The 18260-nt window shown below is 70.9% G+C and carries 21 protein-coding genes; 9 read left to right on the forward strand and 12 right to left on the reverse strand.

The genetic code is table 11. From position 1 onward, the window contains the following. Positions 1-2: 2 nt before the first annotated feature. Both ACGFNP_RS45460 and ACGFNP_RS45465 read left to right on the forward strand, forming a co-directional pair. Positions 3-857, forward strand: coding sequence for a PAC2 family protein (locus tag ACGFNP_RS45460; protein WP_219528497.1), 855 nt, complete (start codon positions 3-5; stop codon positions 855-857). Positions 858-1079: 222 nt separating this feature from the next. Further along, a complete protein-coding gene (locus tag ACGFNP_RS45465; protein WP_393329217.1) occupies positions 1080-1571 on the forward strand; it encodes a hypothetical protein in 492 nt (163 codons plus the stop codon). A gap of 34 nt (positions 1572-1605) precedes the next feature. On the opposite strand, the gene ACGFNP_RS45470 is transcribed toward ACGFNP_RS45465, so the two are convergent. The 3 genes from ACGFNP_RS45470 to ACGFNP_RS45480 form a co-directional block, all read right to left on the reverse strand. Next, positions 1606-1938 (reverse strand): hypothetical protein, encoded by a 333-nt coding sequence (locus ACGFNP_RS45470; protein ID WP_358324517.1) that lies wholly within the window; start codon positions 1936-1938, stop codon positions 1606-1608. Positions 1939-2105: 167 nt separating this feature from the next. After that, complete coding sequence (locus ACGFNP_RS45475) at positions 2106-2852, reverse strand: sirohydrochlorin chelatase (protein ID WP_393329219.1); 747 nt, start codon at positions 2850-2852, stop codon at positions 2106-2108. A 44-nt stretch (positions 2853-2896) separates the two neighbouring features. Next, complete coding sequence (locus tag ACGFNP_RS45480; RefSeq protein ID WP_358324523.1) at positions 2897-4069, reverse strand: uroporphyrinogen-III synthase; 1173 nt, start codon at positions 4067-4069, stop codon at positions 2897-2899. A 227-nt stretch (positions 4070-4296) separates the two neighbouring features. Here ACGFNP_RS45480 and def point away from each other — a divergent pair, with 227 nt between their 5' ends. Beyond that, positions 4297-4779 (forward strand): peptide deformylase, encoded by a 483-nt coding sequence (gene def, locus ACGFNP_RS45485; protein WP_358024930.1) that lies wholly within the window; start codon positions 4297-4299, stop codon positions 4777-4779. Here the strand turns inward: def and ACGFNP_RS45490 are convergent. Together ACGFNP_RS45490 and ACGFNP_RS45495 are read right to left on the reverse strand one after the other, a co-directional pair. Further along, positions 4718-4990: a WhiB family transcriptional regulator gene (locus tag ACGFNP_RS45490; protein ID WP_358324887.1), complete on the reverse strand. Its 273-nt coding sequence runs from the start codon at positions 4988-4990 to the stop codon at positions 4718-4720. The two genes, def and ACGFNP_RS45490, sit on opposite strands and share 62 nt — an antisense overlap. Positions 4991-5195: 205 nt before the next feature. Continuing rightward, complete coding sequence (locus ACGFNP_RS45495) at positions 5196-5801, reverse strand: D-glycero-alpha-D-manno-heptose-1,7-bisphosphate 7-phosphatase (RefSeq protein ID WP_393329222.1); 606 nt, start codon at positions 5799-5801, stop codon at positions 5196-5198. A gap of 321 nt (positions 5802-6122) precedes the next feature. On the opposite strand from ACGFNP_RS45495, the gene ACGFNP_RS45500 reads away from it, so the two are divergent. Both ACGFNP_RS45500 and ACGFNP_RS45505 read left to right on the forward strand, forming a co-directional pair. After that, a complete protein-coding gene (locus tag ACGFNP_RS45500) occupies positions 6123-6530 on the forward strand; it encodes a glycosyltransferase family 9 protein (RefSeq protein ID WP_358324529.1) in 408 nt (135 codons plus the stop codon). After that, the gene (locus tag ACGFNP_RS45505) at positions 6508-7707 is read left to right on the forward strand and encodes a glycosyltransferase (RefSeq protein ID WP_358324532.1); all 1200 of its coding nucleotides are present in this window, start codon (positions 6508-6510) and stop codon (positions 7705-7707) included. Before ACGFNP_RS45500 ends, ACGFNP_RS45505 begins: the two co-directional genes overlap by 23 nt. A gap of 34 nt (positions 7708-7741) precedes the next feature. Here ACGFNP_RS45505 and mshC read toward each other — a convergent pair whose 3' ends face one another. From mshC to ACGFNP_RS45530, 5 genes are read right to left on the reverse strand one after another with little or no spacing between them, the layout of a single operon-like run. Then, positions 7742-8965, reverse strand: coding sequence for a cysteine--1-D-myo-inosityl 2-amino-2-deoxy-alpha-D-glucopyranoside ligase (gene mshC, locus ACGFNP_RS45510; RefSeq protein WP_393329224.1), 1224 nt, complete (start codon positions 8963-8965; stop codon positions 7742-7744). Between the two features lie 10 nt (positions 8966-8975). Beyond that, positions 8976-9626 (reverse strand): NRDE family protein, encoded by a 651-nt coding sequence (locus tag ACGFNP_RS45515; protein WP_393329226.1) that lies wholly within the window; start codon positions 9624-9626, stop codon positions 8976-8978. Between the two features lie 50 nt (positions 9627-9676). Beyond that, entirely contained in the window at positions 9677-10441 is a 765-nt protein-coding gene (locus ACGFNP_RS45520; protein ID WP_358324541.1) for an SCO1664 family protein, read from the reverse strand. After that, on the reverse strand, positions 10438-10986 hold the full coding sequence (locus tag ACGFNP_RS45525; protein WP_219528509.1) for a DUF3090 domain-containing protein: 549 nt from the start codon (positions 10984-10986) through the stop codon (positions 10438-10440). Before ACGFNP_RS45525 ends, ACGFNP_RS45520 begins: the two co-directional genes overlap by 4 nt. A gap of 9 nt (positions 10987-10995) precedes the next feature. After that, positions 10996-11682 carry an MSMEG_4193 family putative phosphomutase gene (locus tag ACGFNP_RS45530; RefSeq protein WP_358324544.1) on the reverse strand — a complete coding sequence of 229 codons (687 nt, stop codon included), beginning with the start codon at positions 11680-11682 and terminating at the stop codon, positions 10996-10998. Positions 11683-11746: 64 nt separating this feature from the next. On the opposite strand from ACGFNP_RS45530, the gene ACGFNP_RS45535 reads away from it, so the two are divergent. Continuing rightward, on the forward strand, positions 11747-12694 hold the full coding sequence (locus ACGFNP_RS45535) for an aldo/keto reductase (RefSeq protein WP_219528511.1): 948 nt from the start codon (positions 11747-11749) through the stop codon (positions 12692-12694). A gap of 127 nt (positions 12695-12821) precedes the next feature. Next, positions 12822-13655, forward strand: a complete 834-nt coding sequence (locus ACGFNP_RS45540; protein WP_393329229.1) for a hypothetical protein — start codon at positions 12822-12824, stop codon at positions 13653-13655. Between the two features lie 34 nt (positions 13656-13689). Here the strand turns inward: ACGFNP_RS45540 and fabI are convergent, their stop codons facing one another. Both fabI and fabG read right to left on the reverse strand, forming a co-directional pair. Further along, positions 13690-14454 carry an enoyl-ACP reductase FabI gene (gene fabI, locus ACGFNP_RS45545; RefSeq protein ID WP_358324551.1) on the reverse strand — a complete coding sequence of 255 codons (765 nt, stop codon included), beginning with the start codon at positions 14452-14454 and terminating at the stop codon, positions 13690-13692. Between the two features lies 1 nt (position 14455). After that, a complete protein-coding gene (gene fabG, locus ACGFNP_RS45550; protein WP_214636319.1) occupies positions 14456-15151 on the reverse strand; it encodes a 3-oxoacyl-ACP reductase FabG in 696 nt (231 codons plus the stop codon). Positions 15152-15228: 77 nt separating this feature from the next. Between fabG and ACGFNP_RS45555 the strand changes: the two genes are divergently transcribed. Together ACGFNP_RS45555 and ACGFNP_RS45560 are read left to right on the forward strand one after the other, a co-directional pair. Continuing rightward, on the forward strand, positions 15229-16722 hold the full coding sequence (locus ACGFNP_RS45555) for a TldD/PmbA family protein (RefSeq protein WP_358324555.1): 1494 nt from the start codon (positions 15229-15231) through the stop codon (positions 16720-16722). 41 nt (positions 16723-16763) lie between these two features. Beyond that, positions 16764-18119 carry a metallopeptidase TldD-related protein gene (locus ACGFNP_RS45560; RefSeq protein ID WP_393329364.1) on the forward strand — a complete coding sequence of 452 codons (1356 nt, stop codon included), beginning with the start codon at positions 16764-16766 and terminating at the stop codon, positions 18117-18119. Positions 18120-18260: the final 141 nt, after the last annotated feature.

Here is an 18260-nt window from a genome sequence, read left to right on the forward strand (position 1 = left end):
ACGTGATCGAGTTCGAAAGGCTCCCCGAGCTCGTCGACCCGGTGCTCATAGCCGCGTTCGAAGGGTGGAACGACGCCGGCGAGGCATCCAGCGGTGTGATCGCCCACCTCGAGTCCGCCTGGAAGGCGGAGCCGCTGGTCGAGCTGGATCCTGACGACTACTACGACTTCCAGGTCACCCGTCCCGTCGTGGAGATGGGCGATGGGCTGACCCGATCGATCATCTGGCCGACGACGCGGCTGCTGCGTGCCCGCCCGCCGGGCGTCGAGCGCGACGTGGTGCTGCTGCGCGGCATCGAGCCCAACATGCGGTGGCGCTCGTTCTGCGCCGACATCATCGAGGTCTGCCGCGAGCTCGGCGTCGAGCTGGCCGTGATGCTGGGCGCGCTGCTCAACGACTCGCCGCACACCCGCCCCGTGCCGATCCTGGGCAGTGCCACGGATGAAAACCTCGCCCGCTCGACCCACCTGGAGCTGAGCCGCTACGAGGGCCCCACGGGCATCGTGGGCGTGCTGCAGCAGTCGTTCGGTGAGGCCGGTCTCGACGCCGTCTCGCTGTGGGCGTCGGTGCCGCACTACGTGGCCCAGCCGCCCAATCCCAAGGCCACGCTGGCACTGTTGCGCCGCCTCGAGGACCTGCTGGAGATCCCGATGCCGCTCGGCGAGCTGGACGAGGAGGCCCGCGCCTGGGAGAACGGCGTGGACGAGCTCGCCTCCCAGGACAGCGAAGTGGCCGAATACGTCAAGGAGCTCGAAGAGCGCAAGGACGCCGCCGAGCTGCCCGAGGCCAGCGGGGACGCGATCGCCGCCGAGTTCGAGCGCTACCTGCGGCGCCGGGACCGCGACACTGACAGCTGACTCGAAGCCTTTTTGCCGAATTTTCTGGAAGTTTCGAGTAATAATCAGTAACCGTACAAGTTTGCATCAAGTTGGAACCCCAGGACCGGCTGGTCGAGAGGCTCCGGTCGCGAATGCCACGTTGCACCTATCCATGTGACCGCGCACGTTAGGCCAACCATGGCGACTTCCCACGTAGACCCGCACCAGAGGAGTCAGGACACCCGGCGACGCATCCTGGAGATGGCCCTCTCCCTCAGGGAGGACCGCCCCGGCGGCTCCGTGGACCATTTCCTCGCCCTGCTGCAGGACCGGCTCCCGCTGTGGCTCAGCATCCTGCACGAACTCTCCCACCGCATCGGCCGGGGCAGCGTCGGCGACAACCTGCTGCCCATCGTGCGAGCGGGCATCGACTACTACACGGATGTGCAGGGCGCGGCGATGCCCGCGTTCACCTCTCCGTCGGTCACGGTCCGCTTCCGGCAGGCCGTACGCGATCACGGGCTCGGTCCGATGGGAGAGATCCTCCCGCTGGCCGCCTATCTGGAGGGCGAGCAGCGCCTCGGACGGGTGGCCGCCTCGGTCGACCCGGAGGCCACCGCCCGGCTGCTGCTGGCCGGGTGCTTCCATCACGCCTACATCGAGATGTTCGTCGGCGCCGACGCGGGACCGTCCCGCGACGCGAGCGCTCTGGAGATCGTCCGCGAGCTCCGCCTGGAACCCGTGCCCGCCTGACGACTCCTCAGCCCGCGTCACGCGCGGCTCCCGCCTACGGAACGTTGAACGTCTTGCGGTTGGTGGCCCCGATGACCTCGATCCCCCTGGTGCCGAGAATGCCGTCGAGCGGCAGCGACACCGTGTAAGGAGCGGTGGCCGGGAGCCCGATGCCGTTCATCGAACCGATGACCTCGATCCCCCAGTATTCCGGCTGCTGGATGTAGACCAGCGGGGAGAGCGAGACCTTCATGTTGAGATATGGCTTGGTGCCGCTGACGATCAGGATGAAGGTCTTGGGCACGATGCCCGGGACGACCCGCGCCTCCTCGAAGTCGATCAGCCGTACGGATGCGGCCTGCGGCAGTTGGGCGAAGTCTTCAGTCATGCTTGATCCCCCTTGGTGAGAAGGCTAGCCTCCTGAAGATCGCGTCACGTGGCGACGCGCCGACCAGGGCAACGACCGCTCTGGACGGCTGCGCTCCGTTCGTGGTCCCCGCCGGCGCGAGCTCCTTGACGGCGTCGTAACGCCATCAGCGTGACATGACCGACGCTCTAGGCGGTCCGTACGGCGGTCCTGGTGTTCGGTACGGCGGTCCGGGCGGTCGTCTCGTCGTAGCGGTGCCAGATCAGCTCCACCACGGCGGGATCGGCTCCCAGGGGTTCGCTGACCAGGTCCGCGCCCGCCTCCGTCAGGCGGCCGTGGAAGAACCCGGGCGCCAGCAGGTACGAGGCGACCGCCAGGCGTGGCGCCGGGCTCGATCTGACGCGTTCCACGGCCTCGCCGAGCGACGGGCTGCCCGCCGAGGTGAACGCGGCCGTGACCGGGCGGCCCAGCCGTACCGACAGAAGGTGGGCTGCGGCGCGCACGTCGGCGAGGCCGGCCGGGTCCGAGGAGCCGGCCGCGCCCAGGATGACCGTGTCGGCGGGACGGAGTCCCGCGCGGGCCAGCTTGCGGGCGAGCGCGGTGGTGAGCAGCCGGTGCGGTCCGAGCGGCGGCGCGACGAGGGCGTCGGGGCGGTGCTCGGCGACGACGTTCGGCAGGTCGATGTGGACGTGGTAGCCGCCCGCGAGCAGCAGCGGCACCACGACCACGGGTCCGGGGACCGTGGACAGCACGTCGGCCAGCAGGGGTGAGCTGATCTCCAGGTAGCTCAGCTCGACGCGATGCCGGGGCCGCGTCCGCCGGACCGCCGCGGCCAGCGCGGCCAGGGATCGCTCCCCCGCCGCGCTCCGCGTCCCATGCGCGGCCAGGACCAGCGTCGGCGCGGTTGCTCCGGCCCGTACGGACGCGACCGGCATCGGCGCCACAGAAACGGGAGCGACCCGCTTGGGCGAGGGCGACGTCACAGGGACGCCGCCTCGTGGGTGCAGGCGAGGCGGTAGCCCCGTTTGACCACCGTCTCGACGATCCCGCTGGGCCCGAGCGCGCGCCGCAGTCGCGTGATCGCCATCTCCACCGCGTGCTCCGCCGAGTCGCGCGACAGGCTGCCCGGCAGCACGGTACGCAGGTCGGTGCGGGAGACCACATGGCCGGGCTTGTCGGCCAGGCGCTTGAGCACGGCCATCGGCGCGGGCGGCAGCGGCCTGAGCTCGCCGTCGACGACCACCGCGTGCCCGCGGATCTCCAGCCGGTGCCCGCCCGCCTCCAGCCGGGTGACGCCGTGTTCCGGCAGGTGCCTGGCCAGCGCCCTGGCCAGCGCGCCGAGACGCGCCCGGTCGGGCTGCAGCGTCCGTACGCCACGCGTGACCAGGGGCCCGGCGGTGACCGGACCGACACAGGCGGCCACGACGCGGTCGCCGAACGCCGCCAGCAACTGCTCCTCCAGCCCTTCGGCCCGGGCGGCGCCGAGCATGGCGTGTACGGCGGGCGCGCTGGTGAAGGCCACGGCGTCCACGGCGCCGGACAACGTCTGGGTGATGAGGCGGCGCAGCGGCGAAGGGTCGCGGTACGGCAACCACCGGTAGACCGGGATCTCGATCACCTCGGCCCCGGCCTCCCGCAGCACGGCGACGAACTCCGTCAGCGGCTCGCCGTGCTGCTGCACCGCGATGCGGCGTCCGTGCAGGTCCTGGGCCAGGAGGTACTGCTTGACCTCCTCGCAGGACTCGGTGGCGGGGGTCCAGTGGTCGTTCAGCCCGGCGGCGCGCACCGCTCCCCTGGCCTTGGGGCCGCGGGTGAGCAGGCGGGCCCTGGTCAGGTGGTCGGCCAGGTCGGCGGACAGGCCCCAGCCCTCGGCCGCGGCCATCCAGCCGCGGAAGCCGACGCCGGTGGTGATGACCACGTCGTCCACCGGCCCGGCCAGGCTGAGCCGGGTGGCGGCCAGCAGGTCGGAGTCTTCGGAAAGCGGCACCAGCCTGATGGCGGGGGCGCTCACCACCCGCGCGCCGCGCCGTTCGAGCAGCGCGCCGAACTCCTCGCGCCGCCGGGTGGCGGTCACGCCGACGGTGAAGCCGGACAGCGCGTCCGGCGCCGTCTCCAGCGCCCGCGCCTGGTCGTCGAGGGGAAGCGCGCTCACGCGAACACCTCCTGTAGTGGTGGGCTTGGCCGGGCCCCGAGCACCCGGCCAAGCATCACAGGCCCATGAGCCGGAAGTGAGATCACAGAATAGATAGTGCTTTCAGGCGGTTTCGCCCCTGGGTCTCCCTTGTTACCGCTGTGCTACAACCCAGAACCCTGACGGTTGATCCCGAAGGCGGGCGGGAAGCCTCTCCCCCAGACGACGCGACCAATCGGGGAGTTGCGGTGACAGTCCGCCCTATCCGCGTGTTCAGCGATCCGGTGCTCCGCTCGGTGGCGGCGCCGGTTCACGACTTCGACCGGGAGCTCCGGGGGCTGGTCAAGTCCCTGACGGCGACGATGCGCGCCGGAGCCGGCCGCGCCGGGCTGGCCGCGCCCCAGATCGGGGTGTCGCTGCGTGTCGTCGTCTACTCCTACGACGGCAAGTCAGGGTGCCTGGTGAATCCGCGGCTGGAGCTGTCCGAGCGGCGTATCACGGCGGACGAGGCGTGCCTGTCGGCGCCGGGCCTGTGGTGGCCGCTGGAACGTTCTTACATGGTCACGGCTCGTGGCCGCGACGCGTTCGGCAAGCCCGTCACCGTGCGGGCGCTGGGCGTGCTCGCCAGGGTGCTGCAGCACGAGGTCGATCACCTCGACGGCGTGCTGTTCAGCGACCGCCTCGAGGACGGCGAGCGCCAACGCTTTCTCGCTGAGGTGATGTCAGGATGAGTTCGCGCCGCTGTGCCGGGTCGGTGCCTCCCCAGACGCCGTAGTCCTGTCCGGTGCTGAGCGCGTAGTCGAGGCAGGGCTCGCGTACCGGGCAGTCCCGGCAGACGACCTTGGCGCGCTCCACTTGCGCGTGGCCCGGCCCTTCGGGGGAGATCGGGAAGAACAGTTCCGGGTCTACGACCAGGCAGGATGCCTTGCGCGACCAATCCATCATCATCATGTTGAAGGCCCCTACCCCGCCTTTTTCCGGTCATACCTCTGCAAAAAGTAGATCCCAATCGGCCAGGAACCCTGGTCAGCACGTAACGGACCGGTGCGGGAGCGCGGGCGGCCTTGCCGGTCCGGGCGGCGAGCTCCGGGGGCTTGACGAAGTTTTTACGCGCGTCGACCAGGACCTCGGCCCTGCTCGGCCCTCCTCACCAGCGGCTCCAGCCCACCAGCGGTGACCAGACCGCGGAGCCCATCCTCCCGGAAGTCACTCCGCCGGCCTCGGCGACGGCGCTCAGCACGCGGTCCACGACGTCGGACAGGTCCTCGGCCACCTCGGCGGCCTGCTGGATCTCCTCCGCGCGGGTCTGGCCGGTCGGCACCAGGATGCCCCTGGCCCCCGCGGCCCTGGCCGCCTCCATGTCCCTGCCGATGTCGCCCACCACGACGCAGTCGCGCGGGCTGACGTCGAGGACGGCCGCCGCCCTGATCAGCAGCCCCGGCGCGGGCTTGCGGCAGGTGCAGCCGTCGGTGTCGTCGTGCACGCAGATCGCCCACGCGTCGAACGGGCCGAGGAGCTCCTCGACCCTGGCGTTCACCTGATCCATCTCGTCCGGCGTGAGCAGGCCCTTGGCCACGCCCGACTGGTTGGTGACGACCGCCACCGGCACGTCGGCCCGGCGCAGGCGCATCAGCGCCTCCATCGCGCCCGGCATCGGCTCGACCCGCGCCGGGTCGCCGTTGTAGGGGACGTCTTTGATCAGGGACCCGTCCCGGTCGAAGAGCACCGCCCCGGGACGCCGTGGTTCGAACACCTTTCACCTCCGTCGCGCTGCCGCCCAGCTACCCGACGGCCTCCCCTGCAAACAACTGCTCAGCGCGACCGTTCGCAGAGTCTCCGGCCTGTTTCCCCAGTACGTCAGGGCGGTCCCCGCGACCGGGCGGCCCAGCCCGCGCGCCACGTCGCCGGCGGCGGGCGTACGGCGGATCTGCGCGATCAGCGAGGACTGTCCGGGCACGAATTATCGCCCGATGATCAGGGAAAACTCGCTCTCCGCCCACCTCTTCCGGATATTGGGAACGTTATCGGGAACCCTATAGATACCGGCACAGGCGCCGGTGAAGGCGCGTACGTAGTGGTCCACCCGGGGACGTCAGCACCCGCCAGGACGCCTGCCGAGCGGCATCGGCAAGCGGTCCGGGAGCTGGCCGAAGACGGGCACCGGGTCGTCGTGACAGGCAAGGAGCGCGAGCTCACCGCCTATGTCGCCCACGATGTTGCGGTCGACCTCGGCGGTAGAACGACGCTCTCACAGCTGGCAGCCCTCATCGAGCGGGCCGGCGTGCTCGTGGCCGGAGACAGCGGCGCCGCGCACCTGGCAGCCGTGGTCGGTACGCCTGCCGTGAGCCTGTTCACCCCGACTGCCCGATGGGCTCTCTACCGAGTGCCGGTCCCCGGGCACCCATGTCCGTCGCAGGTGACAAGCGAGCAGGTGGTCAAAGCAGTGAGGGAGCTGACCAGTGAATGTCGATCTGATCTCTGAACACGCGGACCCCCTGGCCGCGATCGGCAGCGTCGACTCCGGCGGCCAGAACGTCTACGTCGCCGCGCTGGCCGTCGCGCTGGGAGAGCGCGGGCACACGGTCATCGTCCACACCCGCCGCTCCGATCCGGCCCAGCCGGAGTCGGTGCCCCTGGCACCCGGCGTCACGGTCGAGTACGTCACGGCCGGGCCCGCGGTGCCGATCCCGAAGGACGAGCTCCCGCGGTACATGCCGGAGTTCACCGACCGTCTCGCCGACCGCTGGGCCGTGCGCCGGCCCGACGTCGCGCACGCGCACTTCTGGATGAGCGGCCAGGCGGCCCTGCAGGCCTCCGAGGACGTGCCGGTGGTGCAGACGTTCCACGCGCTGGGCACGGTCAAGCGGCGCTGGCAGGGTCAGGCGGACACCAGCCCCGCGCACCGCCTGGCGACCGAGCGGGAGATCGGCTCCCGCGCCGACGCGGTGCTCGCCACCTGCGGCGACGAGGTGAACGAACTGCGCGCGATGGGCGTGCCCGAGCAGCGCATCGCGGTGGTGCCGTGTGGCGTCGACCTGACCGAGTTCTGCCCCCAGGGCCCGGTCGCGCCGCGCGCCGGAGCGGGTGTCCGGCGTCCGATGGTGCTCAGCATCGGCCGCCAGGTACCGCGCAAGGGCGTCGACACGGTGATCCAGGCCATGCGCCGGCTTCCCGAGGCCGACCTGGTCATCGCCGGCGGGCACCGGGACGGCGAGGAGTCGGTGCGGCTGCGCGAGCTGGCCGCCGGGTGCGGCGTCGGGGACCGGGTGCACGTGATCGGCAGCGTCCCCCGCGCCCACGTCCCGGCGCTCATGCGCTCGGCCGACGTGGTGGTCTGCGTGCCCTGGTACGAGCCGTTCGGCATGGTGGCGATCGAGGCGATGGCGTGCGGCGTGCCGGTCGTGGCCTCCGGGGTCGGCGGGCACCTCGACACGGTCGCGGGCTGCGGCGTACTGGTGCCACCACGCCGCCCGCGAGCGCTGGCCAGGGCCCTGCGCGACCTGCTCGCCGACGAGGACCGGCGCAAGGCGATCGGCGCGGCCGGAGCACGCCGCGCTCAGGAGAGATACGGCTGGGCGCGCGTCGCCGAGCAGACCGAGGCCGTGTACGGGCAGGTGATCGACGGCAAGGTATGCCGCCTCGCCGCGCTTGGGTGGTGATCACGAGGGTCGACGACCACGCCGGGCTGTCCGGCTAGAGCGCGACGCCCAGCAGGGCGTCGGTCAGGTCGTGGACCAGGGCCGGTGCCGTCGGGTCCGAGCCGTCGCCCGACAGGGCCCGCTCGGCCCAGGCGTCGACGGCGGCCAGTGCGCCCGGTGTGTCCAGGTCGTCGGCGAGCCGTTCGCGTACCTGGGCCAGCAGCCCGCCCGCGTCGGGCGCGGCGGCCAGCCCGGCGGCCGAGCGCCAGGTGGCCAGCCGGGCCTCGGCCTGGGCGAGCTGGGCCGGGACGTACTCCCAGTCCTCGCGGTAGTGGTGGGCGAGCAGCACGAGCCGGATCGCCATCGGGTCGTGCACGGCCCGCAGCTTGGAGACGAAGACCAGGTTGCCCTTGGACTTCGACATCTTCTCGCCGTCGAGCGCCACCATCCCGGCGTGCGTGTAGAACTTGGCGAACGGCCACTCCCCGGTGGCCGCGTGCCCCTCGGAGGCGCCGCACTCGTGGTGCGGGAAGATCAGGTCGGTGCCGCCGCCCGCGACGTCGAAGCCGGCGCCCAGGTTGTCGAGGGCGATCGCGGTGCACTCGATGTGCCAGCCGGGCCGGCCGCGGCCGAGCGTCGAGTCCCAGGCTGGCTCGCCGGGCCGCTCGGCCCGCCAGAGCAGCCAGTCGAGCGGGTGGCGCTTGCCGGCCCTGCCCGGGTCGCCGCCGCGCTCGGCGAACAGCTCGATCATCCGCTCCTCGCTGTAGCCGGACACCTGCCCGAACTTGGGCGCGTCGGCCACGCTGAAGTAGACGTCGCCGTCGAGCTCGTACGTGACGCCCTTGTCCGCCAGCTTGGCGATCAGCTCGGCCACCCCGCCGACGACCTCGGTCACGCCGACGTACTCGCGCGGCGGCACGATGCGCAGCGCCTCCATGTCGGTGCGGAACAGCTCGATCTCCCGCTCGGCCAGGTGCTGCCAGCTGACGCCGGTCTGCTCGGCGCGTTCCAGGAGCGGGTCGTCGACGTCGGTGGCGTTCTGGGTGTAGTGCACCTCGTGGCCCGCGTCGCGCCAGAGCCTGCCGACCATGTCGAAGGCCAGGTAGGTGTTGGCGTGTCCCAGGTGGGTGGCGTCGTAGGGAGTGATGCCGCACACGTACATGCGGGCGGTCGGACCCGGATCGGTCTGCCGGACCTGCCCGGCCGCCGTGTCGTAGAGCCGCAGTGGGACGCTCTCACCAGGAAGAGCGGGAAAGGTGGGGGCAGACCACGATCGCATGTCTTTGAGCCTATCCGTCCCGATCAGCGGTCAGGTCAGTGAACTCGTACGTCACACCCTCCGGCGCCAGCGTGACCAGGGTCACGGACAGCGAGGCGAACACGCGGCCGTCGGGCAGCTCGTGCCGGAGGATCAGGGCCGACGGGTCGGCCGAGGGGGCTGCGGCGATGAGCTCGCGCCAGTCGGCGGAGCTCTCGAAGCGCGAGCGGTAGGCGGCCACCCGTTCGTGTTCCGGGTTGAGGCCGGTGTTGACGATCATGCTGGTGCCGTCGGGCACCTCGGAGGCGCTGAGCCGTTCCCCGTCCCAGCTGAACAGCCGCGCCCGCGCCGGGTCGGCGAGCAGCAGGTGGAAGGGGTCGTAGCGGGCCAGGTCGACGTCGGGCAGGTCGTCGGCCCCGACGGCGAGGAGCGGCAGGTCGCCGCGGGAGATCTTGGTGGTCTCGGGCGCGGACCGGCCGTGCCCGTTGAGGAGCGCGGCCGCGCGGCGCCTGGCGGGGTCGACGGCCAGCCAGGTGCCGCCCGCCTTGAGGTCGCGCCCGCCCACCACGCCGGGGTGTTCGGGCCAGTGCTCCCCCGGCCCCTCCCAGGGCCGGTCGGCGAACTCGTCTCGCACGCCCATCAGCGTCAGGGGCCGGCCCGTCTTCACGATCACCGTGCACATAAGGCAAAGCGTAGTAAACGGATTTACCACGACCGCCAGGGGATGGCCGTTTACATCGGCGGCCAGGGAATGGCCGGCCAGTCGCGGGAGGGGTAGGGGTGCAGACCGGTTTCGAGCAGCCGTCTGATCCGGGTCCAGGTCGCCTCGACCTCGGCGAGCGTGAGCAGGTCACGCAGCCTGCGGCCGAGCTGGCCCGACTCGATGTCGCGCTCCAGCTTGGTGAGCGTGGCCACGGCCTCGCGGGCCAGCGGCTTGCCCCGCCACTGCCAGAGCACGGTGCGCAGTTTGTCCTCGGCGGAGAAGCAGACGCCGTGGTCGACCCCGTAGACGTGGCCGGTGGGCAGCGGCAGCAGGTGGCCGCCCTTGCGGTCGGCGTTGTTGATCACCGCGTCGAACACCGCCATCCGGCGCACGACCGGGTTGCGGCTGCGTACCAGGCGCATCAGGTCGACCTCGCGTTCGGTGTCGATCCAGAGCTGGCACATGCCGGGGCCGAACGGGCCCTCCCGGTAGACGGTCGGCGGCACGATCTGCCAGCCGGTCGCCTGCGAGACCTCGAACGCCGCGACCTCACGGGCGGCCAGTGTGCCGTCCGGGAAGTCCCAGAGCGGGCGTTCGCCGCGTACCGGCTTGTACACGCACGCGGCGGTGCGCGCGCCGAGCGTGATCGAGCAGTAGAGCGTCATGTTGGTCGCCTCGACGAGGCGGCCCGCGACCTCCAGGCGGCCGTCGCGGAGCAGCTCTAGCGCCCCCTCGTCCTCCAGGGGCGACGGGTGCGACGGCCTGGTAGCCGGTTCGCTCTCCGGAGCGCTCATGACGTCGCCTCACCCCCGCGATAGCCGTTGAGACGGACGCAGACGTGTCCCTCGGGGTCGAGTGGCTGTCCGCAAAGGGGACACGCCGGTCGGCCCGCAGCGACAAGCTGGAGCGCCCGCTGAGTGAACGCACGGGCGACCCCGGCACTGATCCGCACCCGCAGCATGGCGGGCTCGGGTGCCTCGACGGCTTCCTCGTCGATGATCTCCTGCGCTTCGATCACCACCTGTGACGTGTCGGGATCCCAGGCCAGTGCCATGGTGCCGACCCTGAAGTCCTCGGTGACAGGCACCTCGAGGGGCTTGTCGTCGGTCAGGTCGGCGGGCGCCATGGCAGGCACGTGCGCGGTGCCCCCACTGCGGCGCAGCACCTCGTCGAGCAGCTCGTCCAGCCTGCCCGCGAGTGCGGCCACCTGCAGTTTTTCCAGCGCTACCGTGGTCAGTCTGCCCTCGGCTCTGGCCTGCAGAAAGAAGGCTCGCGCGCCCGGTTGCCCCAAGGCACCGGCCACGAACCTCTCTGGTGGGTCGTAGTCGAAGACCGGCATAGCCTGACCTTACGTGGTTCCGGGTCCACCGCCGACGGCGGCATCGCTCCCGGTGAGTTTTTCTCCCCCGTCTTTCTCCTCCGAATCCTCGGGAAGCTGCAATTCCCCCATATCGTTAAGCCTGAGCACAAAGGGACGCAGGGGGGCATAGCGAATGACGGTGAGAGCCGCAGGATCTGCTGTTATCCGTTGAAACTGATCCAGATGAAGCCCCAGAGCGTCGGCGACGATGGCCTTGATCACGTCTCCGTGACTGCAGGCCAGGTAGACGCCTTTCCCCCCGAGGCGTTGGTTCCACTCCCGTACGGCGGTCACGGCCCGGTGTTGCATAACGGTCAGTGACTCCCCTTCCGGAAATGTCACCGCACTGGGATGGGCCTGCACGACCTGCCACAACGGCTCCTTCGCCAGCTCCGCCAGCGGCCGCCCGGTCCACGCTCCGTAACCGCACTCCACGAACCGCTCATCGGTCTGTACGTCCATGCCGCGCCCTTCGGCGACGGCCAGGGCGGTCTCCTGGCAGCGTTCGAGCGGGCTGGAGACAATGGCGTCGAGCCGGACCCCCGCGATGCGCCCGGCCAGCGCCGCGGCCTGCGCCCGGCCCGCCTCGCTCAGATGCACTCCAGGAGTACGGCCGGCCAGCACCGGCCCGGTGAGGGCGGTGAGCCCATGGCGGACGAGAAGGAGGGTGGTCACCGACCAAGTGTCGCAGGCGTGGATCACGGCGTTTGACGCACCCGGGCGGTAACCTGGCGGGATCATGGAGCAGCGCTATGTCGGCCGGAGCGGCCTGTCGGTGTCCCGCCTGGGGCTCGGCACGATGACCTGGGGGCGTGACACCAGTGCCGACGAGGCTGCGGCGCAGCTCCGCACGTTCATGAGCGCGGGCGGCACCCTGGTCGACACGGCCGACGTCTACACGGGCGGCGACGCCGAGCGCCTGCTCGGCCGGATGCTGCGCGACTCGGTGCCGCGTTCCGAGCTGGTGATCTCCACCAAGGCGGTGGTGACGCCGTCGGGCCGGCGGCCGCGGGACGCCTCCAGGCGCCACCTGATCGCCGCGGTCGACGACTCCCTCAACCGGCTGGGCCTCGATTACATCGATCTCTGGCAGCTGCACACCTATGACGCCGAGGTGCCGCTGGAGGAGACGATGGCGGCGCTCGACGCGATCGTCTCCTCGGGCCGCGCGGTCTACGCGGGCGTCTGCGACTACGCGGGCTGGCAGCTGGCCGCCGCCGCGGTCATGCAGCGGGTGATCCCCGGCCGCATCCCGATCACCTCCGCCCAGGCCGAATACTCCCTGCTGGCCCGCGAGCCGGAGCGCGAGCTGCTGCCCGCCGCCGAGCACGTGGGCGCGGGCGTGCTGGCCTGGTCACCGCTCGGCAGAGGCGTGCTGACGGGGAAGTACCGGACGGGGATTCCGGCCGATTCACGGGCCGCTACGCCGCATTTCGCCGACTTTGTCCGCCCTTATCTCGACGAGCGCAGCCGTAGTGTGGTCGAATCCGTGATGACCGCGGCCGACGGGCTCGGGGTCTCGCCGTTGGCTGTGGCACTCTCATGGGTACGCGACCAGCCGGGCGTGGCCTCCGCTATCGTCGGTGCCCGTACGCACGCTCAGCTCGCCGGCGCACTGACCGCCGAGGACGTGGTGTTGCCGCGAGAGATACGTGAGGCCCTGGATGACGTGTCGTCGCTCGACTGAGAGCGAACGAGAGTCATGCTCGCGTGTCACGCGTCGATACCGAATCGCAACTTTAGCCGGAAAACACCTGCGTCGCACCGCCGAAGTCCATCAAGATTTCCTCCGTAAGCAACCCAGGAGGGGACGGATGGGGAGCAGGACCGCGATCTCGGCTGGAGCTCTCGCATTGGCGCTGGTCGCGATCCCGGTCGTCGCGTCGCCCGCGCTGGCCGAGGCCACCGACTGCACGCGCGGCGACGGACTGCTCTCCGGGGTGACGAACGGCCTGTGCAATGTCGTGGAGGCGGTCACCGGCACGGTCGACACCCTCACGGGCGACACGCTCGATCCCGTGACGAAGAAGGTCGACAAGACCGCGGACGACGTCCTCGGCACGGTGGGCGACGCGGTCCCGACGACGATTCCCACCGCGTCGGGGCAGCCCCAGCCGACACCCACGGACGACCACCTGCTGCCCAACACCCTCAGCGAGGTCTGTCTCCCGGTGGTGGGCTGCGAGAACCAGGACATCCAGACACACCACAAGGACCCCCACCCCACGGACTCCGCCAAGCCCACGCCCACCGCGAAGCCCAACAAGCGCGACAGGAAGGACTCAACGACGACGACGACCCTCCCGACGGGGGGCCCGACGCCGCCGGAGACCGAGCCGCAAGAGCTGGACACGACCGAACATCCGGTCAAGAGCATCCAGACCGCCGACACCGACGAGCCTCGAATAGACCTCCTGTGGCCCAACCCCTTCGCCAGGGATCTCACGGATCCCATGCGCGACCAGCCCATCATCCGCCCGTCGAAACCCGCCTCGGACGTCCTGGGCACCTCGCTGACGATCGCCCTGCTGACGTCGGCGATCCTGGCCACCCGCATCGTCCAGCAGCGCCGCCAGCGGATGGAGCAGCCGGACTCGATCCCCTTCGAACCGGCCAGAGCGGGCAACAGCCGCCACCGCCTGGCTTAGAAGGCCGGCGGCGACGGCCGCGGATCAGAACAGGTCAGCCGCCGATCGCGTGGGCGCCGCCGTCCACGTGGACGATCTCGCCGGTGGTGGCGGGGAACCAGTCGGACATCAGCGCGACACACGCCTTGGCGGCGGGGACCGTGTCGGACAGGTCCCAGCCCAGCGGGGCACGCTCCGGCCAGCTGTCCTCGAACTCCTTGAAGCCCGGGATCGACTTGGCCGCCATCGTGCGCAGCGGCCCGGCGGCGACGAGGTTAACGCGGATGTTCTGCTTGGCCAGGTCACGGGCGAGATAGCGGTTGCACGACTCCAGGCCCGCCTTGGCGACGCCCATCCAGTCGTAGACCGGCCACGCCTTGCTCGCGTCGAAGTCGAGGCCGACGACCGCGCCGCCCTCCTTCATCAGCGGCAGGCAGGCGACGGCCAGCGACTTGTAGGAGTAGGTCGAGATGTGCACGGCCGTGGCGACGTCCTCCCAGGTGGTGTTGAGGAAGTTGCCGCCGAGGGCGCTCTGCGGGGCGAAGGCGATGGAGTGGACGACGCCGTCGAGGCCGTCGACGTGCTCGCCGACCCGGTCGGCCAGCGTGTCGAGGTGCTCGGTGTTCTGGACGTCGAGCTCGATCACCGGCGGTGTCTCGGGCAGCCGCTTGGCGATGCGCTCGACCAGGCTCATCCGGCCGAACCCGGTGAGCACCACGGTGGCGCCCTGCTCCTGGGCCAGCTTGGCCACCGAGAACGCGATCGACGCGTCGGTGAGCACGCCGCTCACGAGGATCCGCTTGCCTTGGAGAATTCCCACGTCAGTGCCCCATTCCGAGTCCGCCGTCGACCGGGATCACGGCCCCGGTGATGTAAGAGGCGTCGTCGCTCGCCAGGAAGCGGACGACGCGCGCGATCTCGCCCGGCGCCGCCTGGCGCCCGAGCGGGATGTTCTTGATGATGGCCTCCACGTCGAGATCGGCCGTCATGTCGGTGGCGACGAAGCCGGGCGCGACCACGTTGACGGTGATGCCGCGCGAGCCGTACTCGCGCGCCATGGACCGGCCGAAGCCGATGAGGCCCGCCTTGGAGGCGGCGTAGTTGGTCTGTCCGGCCGAGCCGGACAGGCCGACCACGGAGGAGATGAGGATGACGCGGCCGCGCTTGAGCTTCATCATGGGCCGGATGGCCCGCTTGGCCACGCGGTAGGCGCCGGTCAGGTTGGCGTCGATGACGTCGGTGAAGGTCTCTTCCTTCATCATCGCCAGCAGCGTGTCCTTGGTGACGCCGGCGTTGGCGACCAGCACCTCGACCGGGCCCTGCTCGGCCTCGATCTTGTCGAAGGCGGCCTCGACGTCGGACATGCTGGTCACGTCGCACTTGACGCCGAACAGCCCCTCCGGCGGCTCCCCCGATCGGTAGGTGACCGCGACGGCGTCGCCGGCCGCGGCTAGTTCACGGGCGATCGCGAGGCCGATGCCGCGATTGCCTCCGGTGACGAGTACTGAGCGTGCCATGGCACCAGACGCTATCTCCTACCGGCGGGTATCCCCTTGTCCGGGAGGTACAAGATCACGGGGTTAGGATCGTGGACATGCGCCAGATCGATTCCGATTTCCTGGAGCTGCCGATGCGGCAGCTGGCGGACGCCGCCCTGCAACGTGCTCGTGACCTGGGCGCCGAGCATGCCGACTTCCGGTTGGAACGCGTCAGAGCCGAGACGCTCAGCCTCTACGACGCCCGGCTCGAAGGAGCCATGGACGCCGACGACCTCGGCTACGCGGTCCGTGTTGTCAAGGGCGGCACGTGGGGCTTCGCCGCCGGCATCCAGCTCACGCCCGAGGCGGCGGCGACGGTGGCCGAGCAGGCGGTGCGGGTGGCCGAGGTGAGCGCCCCCATCAACCGGGAGCCCATCGAGCTGGCCCCCGAGCCGGTCCACTCCGAGACGGTGTGGGTCTCCGCCTATGACGTCGACCCGTTCGAGGTGCCGTCGGCGGAGAAGGTGGCGCTGCTGGCCGACTGGTCGGCCGGGCTGCTCAAGGGCGCCGACCACGTCTCGGCCCGGCTGCTCCAGGTCAAGGAGCAGAAGTTCTACGCCGACACGGCGGGCACGGTGACCACGCAGCAGCGGGTGCGGGTGCATCCGAAGCTCAACGCGATGAAGGCGGCGGGTGGCGGGTTCGACGACATGTCGACGATCGCGCCTCCGGTGGGCCGCGGCTACGAATACCTGACGGGCACCGGCTGGGACTGGGCGGACGAGCTGGCCCGGCTCCCCGGTCTGCTGGCGGAGAAGCTGGCGGCGCCCTCGGTGGAGGCGGGCGACCACGACCTGGTGATCGACCCGTCCAACCTGTGGCTGACCATCCACGAGTCGATCGGGCACGCCACCGAGCTCGACCGGGCGCTCGGCTACGAGGCGGCCTACGCGGGCACCAGCTTCGCCACGTTCGACCAGCTCAACGAGCTCGTGTACGGCTCGCCGGTGATGAACGTGACCGGCGACAGGACCGTCACGCACGGCCTGGCCACGATCGGCTTCGACGACGAGGGCGTGCAGGGGCAGAGCTTCGACATCGTCAGGGACGGCATCCTGGTCGGCTACCAGCTCGACCGGCGGATGGCGCTGATGAAGGGGTTCGGGCGGTCCAACGGGTGCGCGTTCGCCGACTCGCCGGGGCACATGCCGATCCAGCGGATGGCCAACGTCTCGCTCGCCGCCGCGCCTGACGGGCCCTCGACCGAGGAGCTCATCTCGCGGGTCGAGCGGGGGCTCTACATCGTCGGTGACAAGAGCTGGTCGATCGACATGCAGCGCTACAACTTCCAGTTCACCGGGCAGCGGGCCTATCGGATCTCGCACGGCAAGCTGGCCGGGCAGGTGCGCGACTTCGCCTACCAGGCGACCACGACGGACTTCTGGCAGTCGATGGAGGCCGTCGGCGGGCCGCAGACGTACGTGCTGGGCGGCGCCTTCAACTGCGGCAAGGGTCAGCCGGGCCAGGTCGCGCCGGTCAGCCACGGCTGTCCGTCCGGGCTGTTCAGGGGCGTACGGATCCTCAACACCGTGCAGGAGGGTGGAAAGTGAGCGAGCAGCGATCCCCTGGCGCGCAGATCTCTCCCCAGGACATGGTGGAGAAGGCTCTGGAGCTGTCCACCACCGACGGCTGCGTCGTGCTCGTGGACGAGGGGTCCACGGCCAACCTGCGCTTCGCGGGCAACACGCTGACGACCAACGGCGTGGCCCGCTCCGCCCGGCTGACCGTGATCTCGATCGCGGGCCAGGGCGTGGGCGTGGTCTCCCGGGCCGCCGTACGTCCGGATCAGCTCGCCGGCGTGGTGGCCGCGGCCGACCGGGCGGCGCGCGAGGCGCGGCCCGCCGAGGACGCGCGGCCGCTGGTCGAGGGCGTCCCGGCGAGCGCCTCGTGGGCGGAGCCGGTGACTCCGACCGACATCGGGGTGTTCGAGCGGTTCGCGCCCGCGCTCGGCGACGCGTTCGCCGCCGCCGAGGCCGGTGGCAGGCGGCTGTACGGCTTCGCGGAGCACTCGCTGACCACGACGTTCCTCGGCACGTCCACCGGGCTGCGCCTGCGCCACGACCAGCCGTCCGGGCGGCTGGAGCTCAACGCCAAGTCGGCCGACCTGAAGCGCTCGGCCTGGACGGGCGTGGGCACCCGCGACTTCTCCGACGTGGACGTGGCGGCGCTGGACGCGTCGCTGGCGCAGCGGCTGGAGTGGGCCAAGGTCCGGGTGGACCTGCCCGCGGGGCGCTACGAGACCGTGCTGCCGCCGAGCGCGGTGGCCGACCTGATGATCTACGCGTACTGGTCCGCGGGCGCCAGGGACGCCCTGGACGGCCGCTCGGTCTTCGCCAAGCCGGGCGGCGGCACCCGCGTGGGCGAGCAGCTGGCCACGCTGCCGGTGTCGCTCGCCAGCGATCCGGCCGCCCCCGGCATCGAGTGCGCGCCGTTCGTGATCGCCCACGCCTCCAGCCGCGAGAGCTCGGTGTTCGACAACGGCCTGCCGCTGTCGGCGACCGACTGGGTGAAGGACGGGCGGCTCGGCGCACTGCAGCAGACCCGCTACTCGGCCGAGCTCAGTGGGCTGCCCGTCACGCCCGCGATCGACAACCTGATCATGCGGGCGCCCGGCGACGGGCGTTCGCCGGCCGAGATGATCGCCGGCACCGAGCGCGGCCTGCTGGTCACCTGCCTGTGGTACATCCGCGAGGTCGATCCGCAGACGCTGCTGGTGACCGGGCTCACCCGTGACGGGGTCTACCTGGTCGAGCACGGTGAGGTCGTGGGCGAGGTGAACAACTTCCGGTTCAACGAGAGCCCGGTCGACCTGCTGGGGCGGCTGTCCGAGGTGGGTTCCAGCGAGCAGACGCTGCCGCGCGAGTGGAACGACTACTTCAGCCGTACCGTGATGCCCGCCGTCAGGGTGCCGGACTTCAACATGTCGACGGTCAGCCAGGCGAGCTGACCGTGCTCCGGTAGCGGGGGGGGGGGGGGGCCGGCCCCCCCCCCCCGCCCGGGCGGGCTCGGAGGCGGCGAGCACCGCGCAGCACTACGGCTCCGCCACGGCGAAGTATAAATGGAAGTCGGGGGAGGCGCGGTCGGGGTG

The organism is Nonomuraea sp. NPDC049269 (genome assembly GCF_043197155.1).
Lineage (GTDB): Bacteria > Actinomycetota > Actinomycetes > Streptosporangiales > Streptosporangiaceae > Nonomuraea.

What these genes read in the sequence shown, in the direction of transcription:
- ACGFNP_RS45555 (WP_358324555.1), top strand. Translation starts at nt 15,229, where the DNA reads ATGCGCCAGATCGATTCCGATTTCCTGGAGCTGCCGATGCGGCAGCTG.
- ACGFNP_RS45525 (WP_219528509.1), bottom strand. Translation starts at nt 10,986, where the DNA reads ATGCCGGTCTTCGACTACGACCCACCAGAGAGGTTCGTGGCCGGTGCC.
- ACGFNP_RS45520 (WP_358324541.1), bottom strand. Translation starts at nt 10,441, where the DNA reads ATGAGCGCTCCGGAGAGCGAACCGGCTACCAGGCCGTCGCACCCGTCG.
- ACGFNP_RS45475 (WP_393329219.1), bottom strand. Translation starts at nt 2,852, where the DNA reads ATGCCGGTCGCGTCCGTACGGGCCGGAGCAACCGCGCCGACGCTGGTC.
- ACGFNP_RS45515 (WP_393329226.1), bottom strand. Translation starts at nt 9,626, where the DNA reads ATGTGCACGGTGATCGTGAAGACGGGCCGGCCCCTGACGCTGATGGGC.
- fabG (WP_214636319.1), bottom strand. Translation starts at nt 15,151, where the DNA reads ATGGCACGCTCAGTACTCGTCACCGGAGGCAATCGCGGCATCGGCCTC.
- ACGFNP_RS45540 (WP_393329229.1), top strand. Translation starts at nt 12,822, where the DNA reads ATGGGGAGCAGGACCGCGATCTCGGCTGGAGCTCTCGCATTGGCGCTG.
- ACGFNP_RS45465 (WP_393329217.1), top strand. Translation starts at nt 1,080, where the DNA reads ATGGCCCTCTCCCTCAGGGAGGACCGCCCCGGCGGCTCCGTGGACCAT.
- ACGFNP_RS45470 (WP_358324517.1), bottom strand. Translation starts at nt 1,938, where the DNA reads ATGACTGAAGACTTCGCCCAACTGCCGCAGGCCGCATCCGTACGGCTG.
- ACGFNP_RS45490 (WP_358324887.1), bottom strand. Translation starts at nt 4,990, where the DNA reads ATGGATTGGTCGCGCAAGGCATCCTGCCTGGTCGTAGACCCGGAACTG.
- mshC (WP_393329224.1), bottom strand. Translation starts at nt 8,965, where the DNA reads ATGCGATCGTGGTCTGCCCCCACCTTTCCCGCTCTTCCTGGTGAGAGC.
- ACGFNP_RS45560 (WP_393329364.1), top strand. Translation starts at nt 16,764, where the DNA reads ATGGTGGAGAAGGCTCTGGAGCTGTCCACCACCGACGGCTGCGTCGTG.
- ACGFNP_RS45535 (WP_219528511.1), top strand. Translation starts at nt 11,747, where the DNA reads ATGGAGCAGCGCTATGTCGGCCGGAGCGGCCTGTCGGTGTCCCGCCTG.